Here is a 16,028-nt window from a genome sequence, read left to right as displayed (position 1 = left end):
CCGTGCGGATCGCGGTCACCGGTAGCTCGGGCAAGCTCGGCACCGCCACCGTGGCGCGGCTGCGGGCGGACGGGCACGACGTGCTCGGGCTGGACCTGGCCGGTACGCCCGGCGCCGGCTTCACCCGGGTCGACCTCGCCGACTACGGGCAGGCGCTCGACGCCCTGCTCGGCGTCACCGCCCGGCACGCGGGCCTGGACGCGCTCGTGCACCTGGCGGCGATCCCGGTCAACGGCCTGGTCCCCGACGTCACCACGTTCCACACCAACATGACCGTCTCGTTCAACGTGTTCCACGCGGCGCTGCGGGCCGGCATCACCACCGTCGTGTACGCCTCCAGCATCACCGCGCTGGGCTTCCCGTTCGACGAGCCACCCGCGTACCTGCCGCTGGACGAGGCGAGCGAGCCCCGCGCCAACAACACGTACGGCCTGGTCAAGGTGCTCGAAGAGACGATGGCGGCGCAGCTCGTGCGATGGCGGCCCGAGCTGTCCATCACCGCGCTGCGGTTCACCAACGTGACCGGCCCCGGCGACTACGCGACGTTCGCCGAGCGCGGGCACGACCCCGCGTACCGCCGGGTGCTGCTGTGGAGCTATGTGGACGCCCGGGACGCGGCGACGGCCGTGGCGCTCGCCCTGGCCGCGGCCCGCCCGGGTTTCGCGGTGTACAACGTGGCGGCCTCCGACACCGGGCTGACTGTGCCGAGCACGGAGCTGGTGGCGGGCGCCTTCCCGGACGTACCGCTCCGCAAGGAGCTAGCCCGGCACGAGACCCTGCTCTCCATCGACGCGGCCCGACGCGAGCTCGGCTACGAGCCCGTGCACCTGTGGCGCTCCGAGCTGTAGCAGACCGAGAGCACGGTGGTGAAGGAGTACGGGGCCACGGGGAGGCGGTAGCGGTCCGGGAGCGCGGGGCCGCAGGAGGCGCTGCCGATGCCCTGCTGGGCGTGGTCCACGTTCAGCCACACGCGATCCGAAGCGTGCAGGTCGGACGGCTTCGTGGCGCGGTCCAGGGCTTCGCTGGTCCAGCGCCGTACGGTGAAGTCGAACCACGGGTCGCCCCGTACGCCCAGCGTGGGCAGGTCCGGGCCGGTCAGCTCCAGCCAGCGGGTCCGCACGTGGTTGCCGTTCTCCTGCGGCCACGGGTACGGCGTCTGCATCGCGTCGATGTCCGCCGCGAACCGACCCACCCGCGCCGCCGCCTGACTGTCCACGTAGGACTCCCCCGGTCCGCGGCCGAACCAGGTGGCCCGCGCGAGCCCGGCCGGCAGCGCCAGCCGTACGCCGAGCCGGGGCAGGGTGACGTCCGCCCAGTCGCCCTCGGGCTCGACGGTGACGGCGAGCCGGACCGCGTGGTCGCCCGCCGGCTCCCAGACCAGCTCGGTGCGCAGGCCCAAGGCCCGGCCGGCCGGTGCGCTGCGGCCGCGCACCACGAGCCGGTCGTCCGCCACGCACACCTCGTCGACGCGGTGCAGCATCCGGTCCAGGCCAACGGTGCGCCACGCCTGCGCGAGGTTGTTGCGGCCGCCCTGGCCGAGGTCGTTCTCCACGGGGGCGCGCCAGACGTCGAGCATCGGCCCAGCGACGGTCAGGTCGCCGAGGCGTACCAACTCGCCGGTGCGCGGGTCGAAGCGAGCCGGTCCGCGATCGAGCGAGCCGCGCCGGGCGGGCGCGGGGGCGGCGGCCGAGATGAGGCCCTGGCCCCAGGCCACCTCATGCCCGGCCGGTGCCCAGGCGGTGTCGGTGGCGAGCACCGCGCGGACGGTGAGCCACCGCTCGGACCGCCCGGCCGGCACCACCGGCATCGCCACGGAGCCAAGTCCGCGAGCCGGCAAGTGCGGCACCGCCAGCGAACCCGATTCCACCGGTACGCCCCCGTCCTCCACCGTCCACTCCAGACGGAGGTGGGACAGGTCGACGACGTCGTACCGGTTGCGCAGCGCCACCCGCCCGCCCGCGACGGTGATCTCCACCGGCTCGATGGCCTTGGCGTACTCGGCCAGACCGGGTGACGGGGTCCGGTCGGCGAAGAGCAGGCCGTCCAGGCAGAAGCGCCCGCCGCTGGGCCGGTGGTCGATGTCGCCGCCGTGCCACAGGCCACCGTCGGGGGCGCGCAGGCCGTGGTCGATCCACTCCCAGACGAAGGCGCCGCAGAACCGTTCGTGCGCCTCCAGGATGCGCTGGTAGTCGACCAGCGAGCCGGGGCCGTTGCCCATCGCGTGGGCGTATTCGCAGAGCAGGAACGGCAGCCCGCGGCGGCGCTCGTCGTCGGGGGATCCGGGCTCGACGCCCTCGGGGGCCGGCTCCTCGCGGCGGCCGATCGCGTCGAGGTCGTCCAGCGACGGGTACATGACGCTGGCGAAGTCGGAGTGCCGGTACGTCCGGTCCCGCTCGTAGTGGATGGGCCGGCTCGGGTCGCGCGCCCGGATCCACCGCGACGCCTCACCGAAGGCGGCGCCGGCCCCGCTCTCGTTGCCGAGCGACCAGACCACCACGCTCGGGTGGTTCTTGTCCCGCTCGACCATCCGCTCGATCCGGTCGGCCAGCGCGTCCCGCCAGGCCGGCTCGTCCGGCGGGTTGCCCCGCCAGTCCGCGTAGATGAAGCCGTGCGTCTCGATGTCGCACTCGTCGACCACCCACAGGCCGTACTCGTCGCACAGCCGCAGGAACTCGGGGTGCGGCGGGTAGTGGCTGGCGCGTACGGCGTTGATGTGGTGTCGCTTCATCAGCACGACGTCCCGGAGCATCGTTTCCCGGTCCAGCGCCCGGCCCCGGTCCGGGTCGTGCTCGTGCCGGTTCACCCCGCGAAAGAGCACGGGTACGCCGTTGACGAGCAGCCGTCCATCCACGATGGAGACCGTGCGGAAGCCGACGGCGAGCGCGATCCGTTCCCCGCCTGCGGTCAGCGTGCCGCGGTACAGCCGGGGCGACTCGGCGCTCCACGGCTCGACCGGGACGGTCACCTCGACGCCGGTCGGTACGCGTACGCCCAGCTCGGGCAGCTCGACGGTGCCCGGCCGGTCGGCGTCCACCCGCAGGGTGCCCTGACCATCCAGGTAGGACGCGTGGACGTAGAAGTCGTCGACGCAGCCGTCCGGCCGCGCCAGCAGCTCCACGTCCCGGAAGATGCCGGGCAGCCACCACATGTCCTGGTCTTCCAGGTAGCTGCCGGAGGACCAGCGGTGCACCCGTACGGCCAGCAGGTTGCCGGCCGGTCGCAGCAGCCCGGTCACGTCGAACTCGAACGGCAGCCGGCTGCCCTTGGAGTGCCCCAGCGACGTGCCGTTGAGCCAGACCCGGGCGCACGAGTCGACGCCCTGGAAGCGCAGCACCGCGCGGGCGTCCGGCGGCCACCCGGCGGGCAGGTCGAAGTGCCGGCGGTAGTCGCCGGTCGGGTTCTCCGCCGGCACGCGCGGCGGATCGAGCGGGAACGGGTACGCCGTGTTCGTATACAGCGGACGGTCGTACCCCTCAAGGACCCAATGCGAAGGGACCCGCAACCGATCCCAGCCGCTGTCGTCCATGTCGGACGCGCCGGCCGCGGTCGGCGAGAGCCGGAAGCGCCAATCGCCGTTCAGGGACAGGCGCGGCGCGTCCGAGAGGAAGTCGGCCCGCGGCCGGCGGCGCCCCTCGCCCGGCGCGTACGACTCGACGTACGCGAAGTCGCTCAAAGCTCGGCCACCGCCGCGAAGAAGCCGTCCGGGATCGGGTACGCCACCAGCGTGTCCAGGTTGGCGAGCTGCTCCGCGCTGGAGACGCCGACCACCGTGGAGTCGACGTCCGGCGCGGTAAGCGAGAAGTGCAGGGCGGCGGCCGGCAACGGCACCGTCCACTCACGACAGAGGGCGGTCAGCCGGCCGACGTACGCCAGCAGCTCGGGGGTGGCCGGGCGGTAGGCGTACCGGCCGGCGGAGCGGGTCGACCCGGCCAGCAGCCCGCCGCCGAACGGGGCGGCGTTGAAGACCAGCATCCCCCGCTCGCGGGCGGCCGCGATGAGCCCGGCCGCGCCACGGTCCACGAGCGTGTACCGGTTGTGGGTGAGCACGGCGTCGAAGGCACCCGTCCGCACGTACTCCTCGACGAGGTCGAGCGGCCCGGCGGCGATGCCGATGGCGTCGACCAGCCCTTGCTCGCGCAGGCCCACGAGGGCCTCGATGGCGCCGCCCGGCGCGGCCGCCTCGGCGAGCGTGATGGTGTACGGGTCGTGCAGGTGGTACAGCGGCAGCCGGTCCACGCCCAGCCGGGTGACCGACTCCTCGAACGAGCGCTTGACCCGGTCGCCGTCGAACACCCCGGTCACCGGGTCGGCGTCGGCCTTGGAGAAGATGACGGTGCCCGCCCCGACCGCACGGAGCGCCTCGCCGAGCACCGCCTCGCTGCGCCCCCGCGCGTACGCGTTGGACGTGTCGACCTGGCCGTACGGCGAACGGAGGATCGCGAGCGCGAGGTCCACACTGTCCAACCCGGACGTGCCGATGGTGACCGGCCTCATCCCTTCACCGACCCCGCCGCTAGGCCCGCCATGATCTGCTTGTTCAGGAACAGGTACAGCACGAGGATACCCAGGACGTTGATGCTGATGGCGGCGAACAGCGGCCCGTACTGGGTCGATCCGTACTCGTCGCTGAACTGCAACAGCCCCACCTGGACGGTCGCCAGCTCGTCCCGGGTGGTGAAGGTGAGCGCGATGAGCAGGTCGTTCCACACGCTGAAGAACTCGACCAGCGCGATGGTGACGATGGCGTTGCGCATCATCGGCACGGCGATCCGGAAGAACGAGCGCAGCATCCCGGCACCGTCCACGGTGGCCGACTCGAAGACCTCGCGCGGGATGGCCCGCAGGTACGCGGCCATCAGGAACACGGTCAGCGGCAGGCCCATCACGGTGTACGTGATGATGAGCGGCCACAGCGTGTTGGTCAGGCCGATCTCGAAGTACACCGTGAACAGCGGCACCAGGATCATCTGGCCCGGGATCATGATGCCGGCCAGGAAGGCGAGCAGGACCGCGTTGCGCCCGCGCCACACCATCACTTCCAGCGCGTACGCGGCGGCGACGCCGAGCGCGATCATGAGGACGAGCGCCGGCACGGTCACCAGCACGCTGTTGAGCACGTTGCGCCCCAGGCCGCCGGCCGCCCACGCCTCGGTGTAGTTGTGGAAGTCCAGCTGTTCGGGCAGCGCCCAGGTCGGCTTGGAGAAGAACTCGTCCTGCGTCTTGAACGAGCCGAGCACCAGCCACACCAACGGATACAGCTCGACGGCCACCAGCAGGGTGAGGCCGATGCGCAGCGGCAGACGGCGCAGAAACCTCATCAGGACCCCGTGATGTCGCGTCGGGCCGACCGGAACACGACGAGCGTCACCATCAGGCACATGATGGTCAGGACGAGCGCGATCGTGCTGCCGTATCCGTAGTCGGCGTAGTTGAACACGGTGCGGTACATGTAGAGCGTCAGCGGCGTGGTCTCCCCGCCCGGCCCGCCGTTGTTGAGGGCCAGCAGGGTGTCGAAGACCTTCAGCGTGTTGTTCACGCTGAAGATGACCGTGGACAGCAGGATCGGCAGGGACAGCGGCAGGACCACGTGGCGTACCAGCCGCCATCCGGTCGCGCCCTCGATCCTGGCCGCCTCCAGGGTCTCCTCCGGGATGTCGAGGAGGCCGGCGTAGAGCAGGACGGCGAAGAAGCCCATGGACCGCCACAGCTCCATCACGATGGCGACCACGAACGTGCCGCCGCCGGTGGAGAACCAGTCCACCGAGGACAGTCCGGCCGCCTCCAGCCCCGCGTTCACCGGTCCCTGCTGCTGCCCGGTCGCGAACAGGCTGTTGAACAGCAGCGCGACCGCGACCGTGGGCAGCACGGTCGGGAAGAACACGACGGTACGCACGAAGTTCGACGCCCGCCGGAGCACGAAGACGTACAACAGGGCCAGCGCGTACCCCAGCACGATCTGGCCGACCGACAGCACGAACGCGTACTTCAGCGTGAACCACAGCGCCGACCGCGCCTGCGGGTCGGCGATGAACCGGCTGAAGTTGTCCAGTCCGACGAACTCGAACCCGCCAAGCGGGTTACCGGTGTAGAAGGTCAAACCCAACGACCAGAACACCGGCACCAGCTTGACGAGCGTGTAGACGAGCAGCGCGGGACCGAGAAGGATCAGTACGGCCTTCTTGTCACCCAGGACGCTGTGCAACGTGGTCCTTCCCTCAGCGCGCCTGGTCCAGGTCGGCCTGGAGCGTGGCCATGTACTTGTCCGGCGATACCTTGCCGGTGAGCAGCAGGGCCACGTTGGTCTGCGCGTCCGAGGTCGTCTTCGCGTCGAAGAGCGCCTCGAACCACAGCACCGTCGCTCTGGCCTGGCTCACGATTTCCTGCAGCTGCTTGGTGAGCGGGGGACGTTGCTGACCGGCTGGTTCAGCTTGAAGCCGGAGATCACGCCCTGATTCTGCATGACGCTGCTGCCGTAGTTCTCGGCGACGCACTTCAGCCAGTCGCCGACCTTCGGCCCGTACGCCTTGGTGGACAGCGCGGTCGCCGCACCGGCGTTCGCCGGCCACTGGCCGCTGTCGCCCTTGCCGCCCGCCACCGTCGGGAACGGGATGAACCCGACGTTCTCCGCACCGACCTTGTTCTGCTTCGGGTCGTTGAGGTTGGCCAGGAACCAGGAGCCGTTGTACATCATGGCCGCCTGCCCGTTGAGGAACTGGGCGTTCGCCGCGTCGGTGCTGCGGGAGGTGACGCCCTCGCCGAAGTACCCGGCGGCGCCCAGGTCGGCGACGGCCTTGGCGGCCGCCACGTACTGCGGATCGGTGAGCTTGGCCTGGCCGTTCTTGACGGCGGTCAGCGCGTCCGGGCCGAGGCTGCGGAAGATGTACATGCCGATCAGCCGGGTGATGGGCCAGCCCTGGCTGCCGGCCTCGGTGATCGGCACCACGCCGGCGGCCTTGAGGGTCTGCGCCGCCTTGACCAGGTCGTCCCAGGTCTGCGGCGCGGTGACACCGTGGTCGGCGAAGAGCTTCTTGTTGTAGAAGATGCCTTCGATGTTGTACTGGAACGGCAGGGACGCCATGGAGCCGTACGCCGACTTCACGGTCGACGCGGCGGCGGGCAGGATGTCGTCCCAGACGCCGAGGTCCTTGAGCGTCTGCTCGTAGTCGACGATCAGCTTGCCCTTGCCCAGGTCGCCGGTCGGCTTCACCTGGGCGGTGCCGGCCACGAACATCACCGGCAGGGCGTCCTGGCTGGCCAGGAGCGTGATCTTCTGGACGACGTCGGACTGTGCGACGGTCTCACTATTGAGCGGCAGAGCCTGCTCGGCCGTGCCGCACGCGTTCTTGGACAGCGTGGTCAGCTCGTTGCGGATGATCGCGTTTTCGGCCGGGGTCAGCAGGGTGAACTTGTCCGGCGTGGAGCCACCGCTCCCGGAACCGCCGTCCGACGCACACCCGGCCAGCACCAGCGCCGCCCCCGCTGCGGCCGTCAGCCGCAGGGCCCAGCCGCGGCGCCCTGTCATTGCAACCGACACATTTCCTCCTCGTGAAGCGCGGCGGGACTTTGAAGCGTTTCAAAGGGGAGGCTAGACCGGCGACCGACGGACTGTCAAGGATCTCACATGTCCAGAGGCTACTCCGCAGTCTCGGCGAGCCCGCGTAACAATGGCCGGCGTTTGACAGGTTTCAAGTAACGACCGAACAATGGCGAGGTGATCTCTCTGTCGGGCAACCGAGCCATCGTCACCGGCGCCGCGGGCGCCCTGGGCACCGTCATCGCCGAGCACCTGGCCGCCGCGGGCGCCCGGGTCGCCGGACTCGACCTGAACGCCGACGGCCTCGCCGCGGTCGCCGAGCGGGTCCGCGGGCACGGCGTCGACGCGCTGGCCGAGCCGGTCGACCTCACCGACTTCGCGGCCGTCCAGGCCGCCGTCGGTCGCGTCGCCGACGAGTGGGGCGCCGTCGACATCCTGGTCAACGGCGCGGGCGGCGGCGCGGTGCAGTTCTTCCACGAGATGAGCTACGAGACCTGGACGACCCAGGTCAACCGCAACCTCACCACCGTCTTCAACGTCACCCGGGCCGCCCTGCCGTCGATGCTGGCCCAGCGGCACGGGCGGATCGTCAACATCGCCTCGGTCGCCGCCATCGCCGGCGGCCGGCTGGTCCGCGGCGCCACCGCGTACGCGGCCGCCAAGGCGGGCGTGGTCGGCCTGACCAAGGCGCTCGCCATCGAGGTGGCCGAGCAGCGCGTCACGGTCAACTGCCTGGCCCCCGGCGCGCAGGCCACGCCCGGCCGGGACCGGGACACGCCGGAACGCCGGGAGGCGCTGCTCGCCCAGATCCCGACCCGGCTGCTCGGCGAGCCGGACCACCTGGCCGAGGCGGTCGTGTTCCTGGCCTCGCCCGCCGCCGTCAACATCACCGGTGTCGTCCTGCCGCTCGACGGCGGGCATTCGATCTGAGGGGTATCCGTGACAGACAGGCTGGAGCAGGGCAAGCGCAAGTTCGAGGAGCTGTACGGCGCGGGAAAGGCGGACGGTCTGATCGCCATGCAGACCGGCCTCGCCCAGGATCTGGCGCGCTACGGCATCGAGTTCAACTTCGGCGACATCTACTCGCGCCCGGGCCTCACGCTGGCCCAACGCGAGATGATCACGCTCGGCGCCCTGGTCGCGCTCGGTGGCCTGGAGCCCCAACTGCGCGGCCACACCAGAGGCGCCCTGAACGCCGGCCTAACCCCCACCGAAATCCTAGAAACCGTCATCCACGTGGTCCAATACGCCGGCTTCCCCCGCGCCCTCAACGCCATCCGCGTGGTAACCGACACCTTGATCGAGTGCGGCGCCGAAATCCCCCGCCCCTAGCCCCCTGACCCCTCCCCCTCCCTCTCCCCGCCCCGCGCCCCCGGGTCACCCACGCGGTGATCATGGAGTTAGCAGCACTGAGAGCGCTCTCCCACGCAGCTAACTCCATGATCACCGCTAGATATTCAGGGCTGCCGCGATGTCCGTCGCGGTGCGGGCCGTTGCTCCCGCGGCCTCACCCTGCGCGGTTCACACCCAACCCCGAGGGGGAGGCGGTAGAGGGAGGTTGCCGCCGTTATGTAGAGGTAACCGGGGGCGAAGCAGAGGTTGGAGACGGGTTCGGGGACGGGGATGCGGGCTACCTGGGCGCCGTCTGGGTTAGGACTTGGACGGAGTCCGCGCTCGACGTCCAGAGGCGGCCCGCGCCGTCGACGCGGAAGCCGTCCGGGCAGCCGGGGTCGATCTCGGCGAACACCCGGCCGCGCGAACACTTCCCGGCGACCACGTCGTAGGCGCGGATGTGGTGGTGGCCGTCGGGGCGGTGCAGGACCGAGGTGTCCGACACGTACAGGGTGCGGCCGTCGGGGGCGAAGGCGAGCCCGTTGGGGTGGACCATGTCGGTCACCATCGGCGCGATCCGGCCGGTCCGCTCGTCGTACCGGAAGACGTAGCAGCCGTCGTACTCCGGCTCGGCGACGTGGCCCTGCTTGTCGGAGAGGATGCCGTACGGCGGGTCGGTGAACCAGATCGCGCCGTCGGCGGCGACCACGACGTCGTTCGGCGAGTTGAGCCGCTTGCCGTCCCACGCGTCGACGATGGTGGTCGCGGCGGCGCCGGTGTCGCGTTCGACCGCCCGCCGGCCGTGTGAGCATTGCACCACCGCGCCGGCGTGGTCCAGGGTGCGGCCGTTGGCGAAGCCGGCCGGGGCGCGGTAGACGGACGTCTGGCCGGTGTCCGGCGCGTACTCCAGGATCCGGTCGTTGGGGATGTCGCTCCACCGCAGGCGCCCGGTCGCCGGCAGCCACACCGGGCCTTCGCCCCACCGCGTCCCGCTGTACAACGTTTCAAGCTCAGCCCTGGCAGCCACCAGCTTCAGCATGTAGCCAAGTATGACAGGGGTCCTGCTATGCTTGACACGTTTCAAGTACGGAGGTGCCCTGGTGACCCACCTGGCGAACGACCCGACCCGCTTCGCTGACGAGTCCGCGGCCGGGTTCGCGCGGGCGTTCGCGCCGTGGGTCCGGCGCAGTTCGGGCGGGGTGGTGCGCCGCACCGCCGAGGAGGCATCCCAGGTCGCGCTCGTCATCGGCGGCGGGTCCGGCCACTACCCCGCGTTCGCCGGCCTGGTCGGCCCCGGGCTCGCGCACGGCGCGGCGATGGGCAACCTCTTCGCCTCGCCGTCGGCCCAGCAGGTGTACGCCGTCGCCATGGCCGCCCAGCGGGGCCGCGGAGTGCTGCTCTCCTACGGCAACTACGCCGGCGACGTGCTCCACTTCGACCAGGCCCAGGCGCGGCTGCGCGCCGAGGGCATACCCTGCGAGACCGTCCTCGTCACCGACGACATCTCCAGCGCTCCCCCGGACCGGCGGGACCTGCGCCGCGGCATCGCCGGCGGGCTGGTGGTCTACAAGGCGGCCGGCGCCGCGAGTGCCGAGGGCCGCCCGCTGGACGAGGTGGCGCGGATCGCGCGGCGGGCCAACGACCGCACCCGCACGCTCGGCGTGGCCTTCGGCGGGTGCACCCTGCCCGGCGCCGGCGAGCCACTCTTCACCGTCCCTAGTGGACGGATGGCGGTCGGCATGGGCATCCACGGCGAGCCGGGCATCGACGAGACGGACGTGCCGACCGCGCGGGAGCTGGCCGGCCGGCTCGTCGACCCGCTGCTGGCCGAGCTGCCCGACGACCTGCCGGCGGCCCGGGGCGCGCGAGCGGTCGCCGTCCTCAATGGACTCGGCTCGGTCAAGTACGAGGAGCTGTTCGTCCTGTACGGCGCGGTCGCCGACCGGTTGGAGGCGGCCGGCGTGGCGGTGGTCGAGCCGGAGGTCGGCGAGCTGGTCACCAGCCTCGACATGGCCGGCGTCTCGCTCACCCTGTGCTGGCTGGACGAGGAGCTGGAACGGCTGTGGCACGCCGGGGCGAGCACGCCCGCGTACCGCAAGGGCGGCGCCACCCCGCCCGCCAGCGAGCGACCAACCGGCGAGCCCGCTGGGCGTACTCAGATCATCAAGGTGGCACCCGATGGCAGCCGGCGCGGCGCCGCGGCCGTGCGGGACGCGTTGGCCGCGGCGGTTTTGACGGTCGACGCGCACGCGGACGAGCTCGGCCGGCTGGACGCGGTGGCCGGCGACGGCGACCACGGCATCGGCATGCGGCGCGGGGCGCACGCGGCGCTCGACGCCGCCGGCCGCGTGGTCGCGGCGGGCGGCGGCACCGGCACCGCGCTGCGGCACGCCGGGGACGCCTGGGCCGACCGCGCCGGCGGCACCTCGGGCGCGCTGTGGGGTGTGGCCCTGCGCGCGTTCGGCGAGAGCGTGGGCGACCGCGCCGAGCCGGACGCGGCCGCGCTGGCCGCCGCCGTCGACGCGGCCGTGGCCGCGGTGGTGGCCGCCGGCGGCGCGAAGGTCGGCGACAAGACGATGGTGGACGTGCTGGTGCCGTTCCGGGACGCGTTTCGGGCGGCGGCGTCCGAGGGCGCCCGTGCCGCGCTGGCGGCTGCGGTGCCGGTGGCCGAGCACGCCGCCCGGTCGACCGCGGATCTGCTACCGAAACGAGGCCGGGCGCGGCCGCACGGCGAACGCAGCCGCGGCACCCCGGACGCCGGCGCGACGTCGCTGGCCCTGATCCTGCGCTCAGTAATGGAGGCAAACGCATGAGCGGGTGGCGAATCGTCGTCGGCTCCGACGACGCCGGGTACGACTACAAGGAGGTCCTCAAGCGGGACCTGGAGTCGAGCGACCTGGTTGAGTCCGTTGTGGACGTTGGCGTTGCCGCGGACGGGCGCACCGCCTACCCGCACATCGCGGTCGCCGCCGCGCAGCTGATCGCGGCCGGGCAGGCCGACCGGGCGCTGCTGGTGTGCGGCACCGGCCTGGGGGTGGCGATCGCGGCGAACAAGGTGCGCGGCGTGCGGGCGGTGACGGCGCACGACTCGTACTCGGTGGAGCGCGCGGTGCTCAGCAACAACGCACAGGTGCTCGCGCTCGGGCAGCGGGTGGTCGGCCTGGAGCTGGCCCGGCGCCTGGCCCGCGAATGGCTCGGCCACCGCTTCGACGCCACGTCGCCGTCCGCGGAGAAGGTGCGGGTCATCGACGGGTACGACACGGAGGCGCGATGCTGACGATCGGGGTCAGCCTGAAGCTGTATCTCGACATACCGTCCACTCTGGACTGGTGTGAACGGGTGCTGGCACTGCTCGCCGACCGGCCGTGGGTCGCCGGCCGGGTACGGCTGTGGGTCGCGCCGAGCCTGCCCGCCTTGCCGCTGGTCGCCGAGCGGGTACGCGGTTCGGCGCTCGCGGTGGGGGCGCAGGACCTGTTCTGGGCCGAGCGGGGGCCGTACACGGGCGCGGTCAGCGGCGCCGACCTGGCCGCGCTCGGCTGCCGGTACGCCGTCGTGGGGCACGCCGAGCGGCGCCGCCTCTTCGGCGAGGACGACGCCGTGGTGGCGCGCAAGACGGCGGCGGCCCTGCGCACCGGGCTGACCCCGGTGATCTGCGTGGGCGAGGCGCACCCGGGGCCGGCGGCGGCGAAGGAGTGCGTGCGCCAACTCGACGCGGCGCTCGGGTCAACGGATCCCGCCCCGTGGTCGTCGCGTACGAGCCGGTGTGGGCGATCGGCGCGGCCGAGCCGGCCGGCGTGGACCACATCGCGGCGGTGTGCGATGCGCTGCGCGCGCGCGTCCCCGACAGCCCGGTCGTCTACGGCGGCAGCGCCGGACCGGGCCTGCTGACCCGGCTACGCGGCGCGGTCGACGGGCTGTTCCTCGGTAGGTTCGCGCACGACCCGGCCGCGCTCGCCGATGTCCTGGACGAGGCGGCGCCGTGATCGGGCTCAGCACGTACGCGTTCTTCTGGGAGCCGCTCACCGTCGAGGACATGCTCGACCGGACGATCGAGCTGGGCGCGGACGCGTTCCAGATCTGCGACCACCCGGCGGTGGCCGACTTCGACGCGGCCCGGCTGGACGCGCTCGCCGCCCGGGCGCTCGCCGGCGGGGTCGCCCTCGAACTCGGCACCCGGGGCACCGCCGTCGCCCACCTCGACGCGTACCTGGGGATCGCCGAACGGCTCGGCGCGCGGCTGGTGCGCACGATGGTGACGGGGCCCGCGGCCGATGAGGAGCTCACCGAGGTCCTCCCCCGGTACGCGGCGGCCGGCGTGACGATCGCGCTGGAGACGTACGAGAAGGTGCCGGCCGCCGACCTCGTCGCGCTCGTCGAGCGGGTCGGGCACCCGAACCTCGGCATCTGCCTCGACCCGGCCAACGGCGTGGCCGCGCTGGATCACCCCGACCGGGTGGTCGACGTGACCGCCGCGCACGTGGTGAACCTGCACGTCAAGGACTTCGCCTTCACCCGGGACGAGGGCTGGGTCGGCTTCCGGCTGGCCGGCTGCCCGCTCGGCGAGGGCCAGCTCGACCTGGACCGGCTCTTCGCCCGGGTCCGGCCCGCTGAGCGCGGGATCAGCCAGATCATCGAGCACTGGCTGCCCTGGCAGGGCGACGAGGCCGCCACCGTGGCGCTGGAGCGCACCTGGACCGCACACAACCTGGCGTACCTGAGGAGGAGAGCATGACGCAGCGACGCACCATCGCGGTGGTCGGCGCCGGCGGCAAGATGGGCATGCGGATCTCGGACAACCTGGCGCGCACCAGCCACGACGTGCGCTACAGCGAGACGTCCCCGGCCGCCCGCGAGCGGGTCACGGCCGCGGGTCGCACGCTCAGCGACACGGGTACGGCCGTACCCGATGCGGATGTCGTGGTCCTCGCGGTGCCGGACGTCGCCCTCGCCGCGGTGTCGGCGGACGTCGTCCCGCTGCTGCGGCCCGGCGCCATCGTGCTCACGCTGGACCCGGCGGCCGCGTACGCGGGCGTGCTGCACCGGCGCGACGACGTGCACTACGCGGTCGCCCACCCGTGCCACCCCTCGGTGTTCCTGGAGCGCACCACACCGGAGGAGTACGCGGACAGCTTCGGCGGCGTGGCCGCGCCGCAGGACGTGGTCGCGGCGTTCGAGGGGCCGGACCTCAAGAGGGCGGTCGCCGAGGAGGTCATCCGGGTCATGTACGGCCCGGTGCTGGACGTGCACTGGGTCAGCGTCAAGCAGCTCGCGGTGCTGGAGCCGACCCTGGTCGAGACGGTCGCCTGCATGGTCGGCGACCTGCTCCGCGAGGCGCTGCACGAGGCCGTGCACACGGTCGGCGTGCCGTCGGCCGCCGCTCGCGCGATGCTGCACGGGCACATCCAGGTGGCGCTGAGCAACACGCTGCGCGGCGCCAACCCGTTCTCGGACGGGTGCCGGATCGCGATGGACTACGGCCGCGAGACGATCGTCCGGCCGGACTGGAAGAAGATCTTTGACGACACGGAGCTGGACCGGGTCATCGCCCGGATGCTGCAGCACGTTTACTAGTCAATATGAGGTCCGAGATGCCAAGGGTAGGAATCCGGGAGGTCGCCGCGGCGGCCGGCGTCTCGATGGGCACGGTGTCGCACTTCCTCAACCACCCCGACCGGGTGTCGGCGGAGAAGGCGAAGCGCATCCAGGAGGCCATCGACCGGCTCGGCTTCGTCCGCAACAACGCCGGCCGGCAGCTGCGGCTGGGCCACAGCATGACGGTGGCGTACATCGTCCCGGACGTGAGCAACCCGTTCTTCGCCACCATCGCCGAGGGCGTCGAGCAGCGCGCCGCGCAGGCCGGGCTGTCGGTGTTCGTCGCCAACTCCGGCGGCGACCAGGCGCGCGAGGACTCGTACCTGGACCTCTTCGAGGAGCACGGGGTCCGGGGCATGCTGGTCGCCTCGCCGCGGTCGATCGAGGCCCGGCTGGCCGCGATCCGGGGCCGGGGCACCCCGTCCGTGCTGGTCGGCCAGCGGGCCGGCACGCCCGCCCAGCCGTCGGTGTCCATCGACGACGTGTCCGGCGGGTACCAGGCCGCCCGCCACCTCGTCGAGATCGGCTGCCGGCACATCGCGTTCGTCGGCGGGCCGCTGGGCATCCGGCAGGTCGCCGACCGGTTGCAGGGCGCGAGCAACGCGATCCGCGAGTCCGGCGGCGCCGCCACCCTGGAGGTCATCGAGGCCGAGCCGCGGGTCATCGCCACCGGCCACAAGGTCGCCGCCGAGCTCACCGGACGCCCGGCGGGGCGGCGCCCGGACGGCATCTTCGCGGTCAACGACCTGTTGGGCATCGGCCTGGTGCAGACCCTGGTCACCGGCGGGGTCCGGGTGCCGGAGGACGTCGCGGTCGTCGGCTATGACGACATCGAGTACGCGGAGAACTCGCTCGTCCCGCTCACGTCGGTGCGACCGCCGCACGAGGAGTTCGGGATCGCGGCCATCGACCTGCTGCTCCGGGTGCTCGGTGAGGCGCCGCCGGCCCCGGACCACCAGGTCGTCTTCACGCCCGATCTGGTGGTCCGCCGCAGCAGCGACCGGGGTCAGTCCGGCAAGTAGGGCCCGTACCAGGCCGCGAACCGGTCACCGAACTCGTGCTGGGCCGCCTCGACCACGGCCTCCGGGTCGTCCGCGGGCGCCAGCCCGAAGTGCTCGTCCAGCCACGCCACGTACGCCTCGTGCCCGTCGGTGTGCTCGTGGTCGTCGCCGCGGTAGAAGTACGCCTCGTCCCAGTCGACGGAGATCTCGCAGTCGTAGCCCAGGAGTTGAAGCAACTCCCGAAGGTCGCGGGCGACGACGTGCTGCCCGCCCTCGTCGCCGAACACGACGACCGGGAGCGTGGCGAGGTCGGTCCGGTCGTCGAGACGCCAGAGGGCGTACATGGATCCGCTGCCGTTCGCCTGGGCGAACGGCTCCAAGGCGCGGACGAACTCGGGGTCCTTCGACCAGCCCGCCTCGATGCCCGAGGTGTCGCCGAATTCGGTGAGCCCGAATCCGTCGGCATAACTCTCGAACCCGAGCCGGTCCTGCAACTCCATCAACAGGTTGAGCTCCGGGACAGGCGCGTACATCGTTCTCTCCATCGTGGACGGGACAGCGTTGGACCC

17 protein-coding genes and 1 pseudogene are annotated in these 16,028 nt (G+C 72.1%); 10 read left to right on the top strand and 8 right to left on the bottom strand.

Annotation, left to right across the window (positions count from 1 at the left end; genetic code table 11):
* Positions 1 to 2: 2 nt before the first annotated feature.
* Complete coding sequence (locus Prum_RS36360) at positions 3 to 848, top strand: NAD-dependent epimerase/dehydratase family protein (RefSeq protein ID WP_173081008.1); 846 nt, start codon at positions 3 to 5, stop codon at positions 846 to 848.
* Here the strand turns inward: Prum_RS36360 and Prum_RS36355 are convergent.
* Genes Prum_RS36355 through Prum_RS36335 form a run of 6 tightly spaced genes read right to left on the bottom strand, consistent with a single transcriptional unit; the run spans position 812 to position 7,522 of the window.
* Positions 812 to 3,673: a glycoside hydrolase family 2 TIM barrel-domain containing protein gene (locus Prum_RS36355; protein ID WP_173081006.1), complete on the bottom strand. Its 2,862-nt coding sequence runs from the start codon at positions 3,671 to 3,673 to the stop codon at positions 812 to 814. The genes Prum_RS36360 and Prum_RS36355 overlap by 37 nt on opposite strands.
* Positions 3,670 to 4,494 carry an aldo/keto reductase gene (locus Prum_RS36350; RefSeq protein WP_173081004.1) on the bottom strand — a complete coding sequence of 275 codons (825 nt, stop codon included), beginning with the start codon at positions 4,492 to 4,494 and terminating at the stop codon, positions 3,670 to 3,672. Before Prum_RS36350 ends, Prum_RS36355 begins: the two co-directional genes overlap by 4 nt.
* Complete coding sequence (locus tag Prum_RS36345) at positions 4,491 to 5,318, bottom strand: carbohydrate ABC transporter permease (RefSeq protein ID WP_173081002.1); 828 nt, start codon at positions 5,316 to 5,318, stop codon at positions 4,491 to 4,493. Before Prum_RS36345 ends, Prum_RS36350 begins: the two co-directional genes overlap by 4 nt.
* Positions 5,318 to 6,202, bottom strand: a complete 885-nt coding sequence (locus Prum_RS36340) for a carbohydrate ABC transporter permease (protein ID WP_173081000.1) — start codon at positions 6,200 to 6,202, stop codon at positions 5,318 to 5,320. The genes Prum_RS36345 and Prum_RS36340 overlap by 1 nt, the downstream gene beginning before the upstream one ends.
* Positions 6,203 to 6,215: 13 nt before the next feature.
* The gene (locus Prum_RS50045; protein WP_218577526.1) at positions 6,216 to 6,374 is read right to left on the bottom strand and encodes a hypothetical protein; all 159 of its coding nucleotides are present in this window, start codon (positions 6,372 to 6,374) and stop codon (positions 6,216 to 6,218) included.
* A complete protein-coding gene (locus tag Prum_RS36335) occupies positions 6,371 to 7,522 on the bottom strand; it encodes an ABC transporter substrate-binding protein (RefSeq protein WP_218577525.1) in 1,152 nt (383 codons plus the stop codon). The genes Prum_RS50045 and Prum_RS36335 overlap by 4 nt, the downstream gene beginning before the upstream one ends.
* Before the next feature lie 189 nt (positions 7,523 to 7,711).
* Between Prum_RS36335 and Prum_RS36330 the strand changes: the two genes are divergently transcribed.
* Positions 7,712 to 8,464 (top strand): SDR family NAD(P)-dependent oxidoreductase, encoded by a 753-nt coding sequence (locus Prum_RS36330; RefSeq protein ID WP_173080998.1) that lies wholly within the window; start codon positions 7,712 to 7,714, stop codon positions 8,462 to 8,464.
* A gap of 9 nt (positions 8,465 to 8,473) precedes the next feature.
* Positions 8,474 to 8,866: a carboxymuconolactone decarboxylase family protein gene (locus tag Prum_RS36325; protein WP_246278329.1), complete on the top strand. Its 393-nt coding sequence runs from the start codon at positions 8,474 to 8,476 to the stop codon at positions 8,864 to 8,866.
* A 298-nt stretch (positions 8,867 to 9,164) separates the two neighbouring features.
* On the opposite strand, the gene Prum_RS36320 is transcribed toward Prum_RS36325, so the two are convergent.
* Complete coding sequence (locus Prum_RS36320; protein WP_218577524.1) at positions 9,165 to 9,905, bottom strand: SMP-30/gluconolactonase/LRE family protein; 741 nt, start codon at positions 9,903 to 9,905, stop codon at positions 9,165 to 9,167.
* A gap of 61 nt (positions 9,906 to 9,966) precedes the next feature.
* Between Prum_RS36320 and Prum_RS36315 the strand changes: the two genes are divergently transcribed.
* From Prum_RS36315 to Prum_RS36290, 7 genes and pseudogenes are all read left to right on the top strand, one after another.
* On the top strand, positions 9,967 to 11,679 hold the full coding sequence (locus Prum_RS36315; RefSeq protein WP_173080996.1) for a dihydroxyacetone kinase family protein: 1,713 nt from the start codon (positions 9,967 to 9,969) through the stop codon (positions 11,677 to 11,679).
* Positions 11,676 to 12,143, top strand: coding sequence for a ribose-5-phosphate isomerase (locus Prum_RS36310; protein WP_173080994.1), 468 nt, complete (start codon positions 11,676 to 11,678; stop codon positions 12,141 to 12,143). Before Prum_RS36315 ends, Prum_RS36310 begins: the two co-directional genes overlap by 4 nt.
* A pseudogene (locus Prum_RS52505) lies at positions 12,056 to 12,580 on the top strand (triose-phosphate isomerase); the annotation flags it as partial. The gene Prum_RS36310 and the pseudogene Prum_RS52505, both read left to right, overlap by 88 nt.
* Positions 12,559 to 12,849: a triose-phosphate isomerase gene (locus Prum_RS55390; RefSeq protein ID WP_371871314.1), complete on the top strand. Its 291-nt coding sequence runs from the start codon at positions 12,559 to 12,561 to the stop codon at positions 12,847 to 12,849. The pseudogene Prum_RS52505 and the gene Prum_RS55390, both read left to right, overlap by 22 nt.
* Positions 12,846 to 13,598: a sugar phosphate isomerase/epimerase family protein gene (locus tag Prum_RS36300; RefSeq protein WP_218577522.1), complete on the top strand. Its 753-nt coding sequence runs from the start codon at positions 12,846 to 12,848 to the stop codon at positions 13,596 to 13,598. The genes Prum_RS55390 and Prum_RS36300 overlap by 4 nt, the downstream gene beginning before the upstream one ends.
* A complete protein-coding gene (locus tag Prum_RS36295) occupies positions 13,595 to 14,437 on the top strand; it encodes a phosphogluconate dehydrogenase C-terminal domain-containing protein (RefSeq protein ID WP_173080992.1) in 843 nt (280 codons plus the stop codon). Before Prum_RS36300 ends, Prum_RS36295 begins: the two co-directional genes overlap by 4 nt.
* A 17-nt stretch (positions 14,438 to 14,454) precedes the next feature.
* Positions 14,455 to 15,480 (top strand): LacI family DNA-binding transcriptional regulator, encoded by a 1,026-nt coding sequence (locus tag Prum_RS36290; RefSeq protein ID WP_173080990.1) that lies wholly within the window; start codon positions 14,455 to 14,457, stop codon positions 15,478 to 15,480.
* Here Prum_RS36290 and Prum_RS36285 read toward each other — a convergent pair.
* Entirely contained in the window at positions 15,465 to 15,992 is a 528-nt protein-coding gene (locus tag Prum_RS36285) for a hypothetical protein (protein WP_173080988.1), read from the bottom strand. The genes Prum_RS36290 and Prum_RS36285 overlap by 16 nt on opposite strands.
* Positions 15,993 to 16,028 lie beyond the last annotated feature (36 nt).

Source organism: Phytohabitans rumicis, assembly GCF_011764445.1.
Lineage (GTDB): Bacteria > Actinomycetota > Actinomycetes > Mycobacteriales > Micromonosporaceae > Phytohabitans > Phytohabitans rumicis.
This window is presented reverse-complemented; position numbering and strand designations above follow the sequence as displayed.

Bases quoted from the DNA above. Each gene is read 5' to 3' on its own strand.
- Prum_RS36335 (WP_218577525.1), bottom strand. From the start codon at position 7,522: ATGACAGGGCGCCGCGGCTGGGCCCTGCGGCTGACGGCCGCAGCGGGG.
- Prum_RS36345 (WP_173081002.1), bottom strand. From the start codon at position 5,318: ATGAGGTTTCTGCGCCGTCTGCCGCTGCGCATCGGCCTCACCCTGCTG.
- Prum_RS36295 (WP_173080992.1), top strand. From the start codon at position 13,595: ATGACGCAGCGACGCACCATCGCGGTGGTCGGCGCCGGCGGCAAGATG.
- Prum_RS36290 (WP_173080990.1), top strand. From the start codon at position 14,455: ATGCCAAGGGTAGGAATCCGGGAGGTCGCCGCGGCGGCCGGCGTCTCG.
- Prum_RS36320 (WP_218577524.1), bottom strand. From the start codon at position 9,905: ATGCTGAAGCTGGTGGCTGCCAGGGCTGAGCTTGAAACGTTGTACAGC.
- Prum_RS36285 (WP_173080988.1), bottom strand. From the start codon at position 15,992: ATGTACGCGCCTGTCCCGGAGCTCAACCTGTTGATGGAGTTGCAGGAC.
- Prum_RS36310 (WP_173080994.1), top strand. From the start codon at position 11,676: ATGAGCGGGTGGCGAATCGTCGTCGGCTCCGACGACGCCGGGTACGAC.
- Prum_RS36350 (WP_173081004.1), bottom strand. From the start codon at position 4,494: ATGAGGCCGGTCACCATCGGCACGTCCGGGTTGGACAGTGTGGACCTC.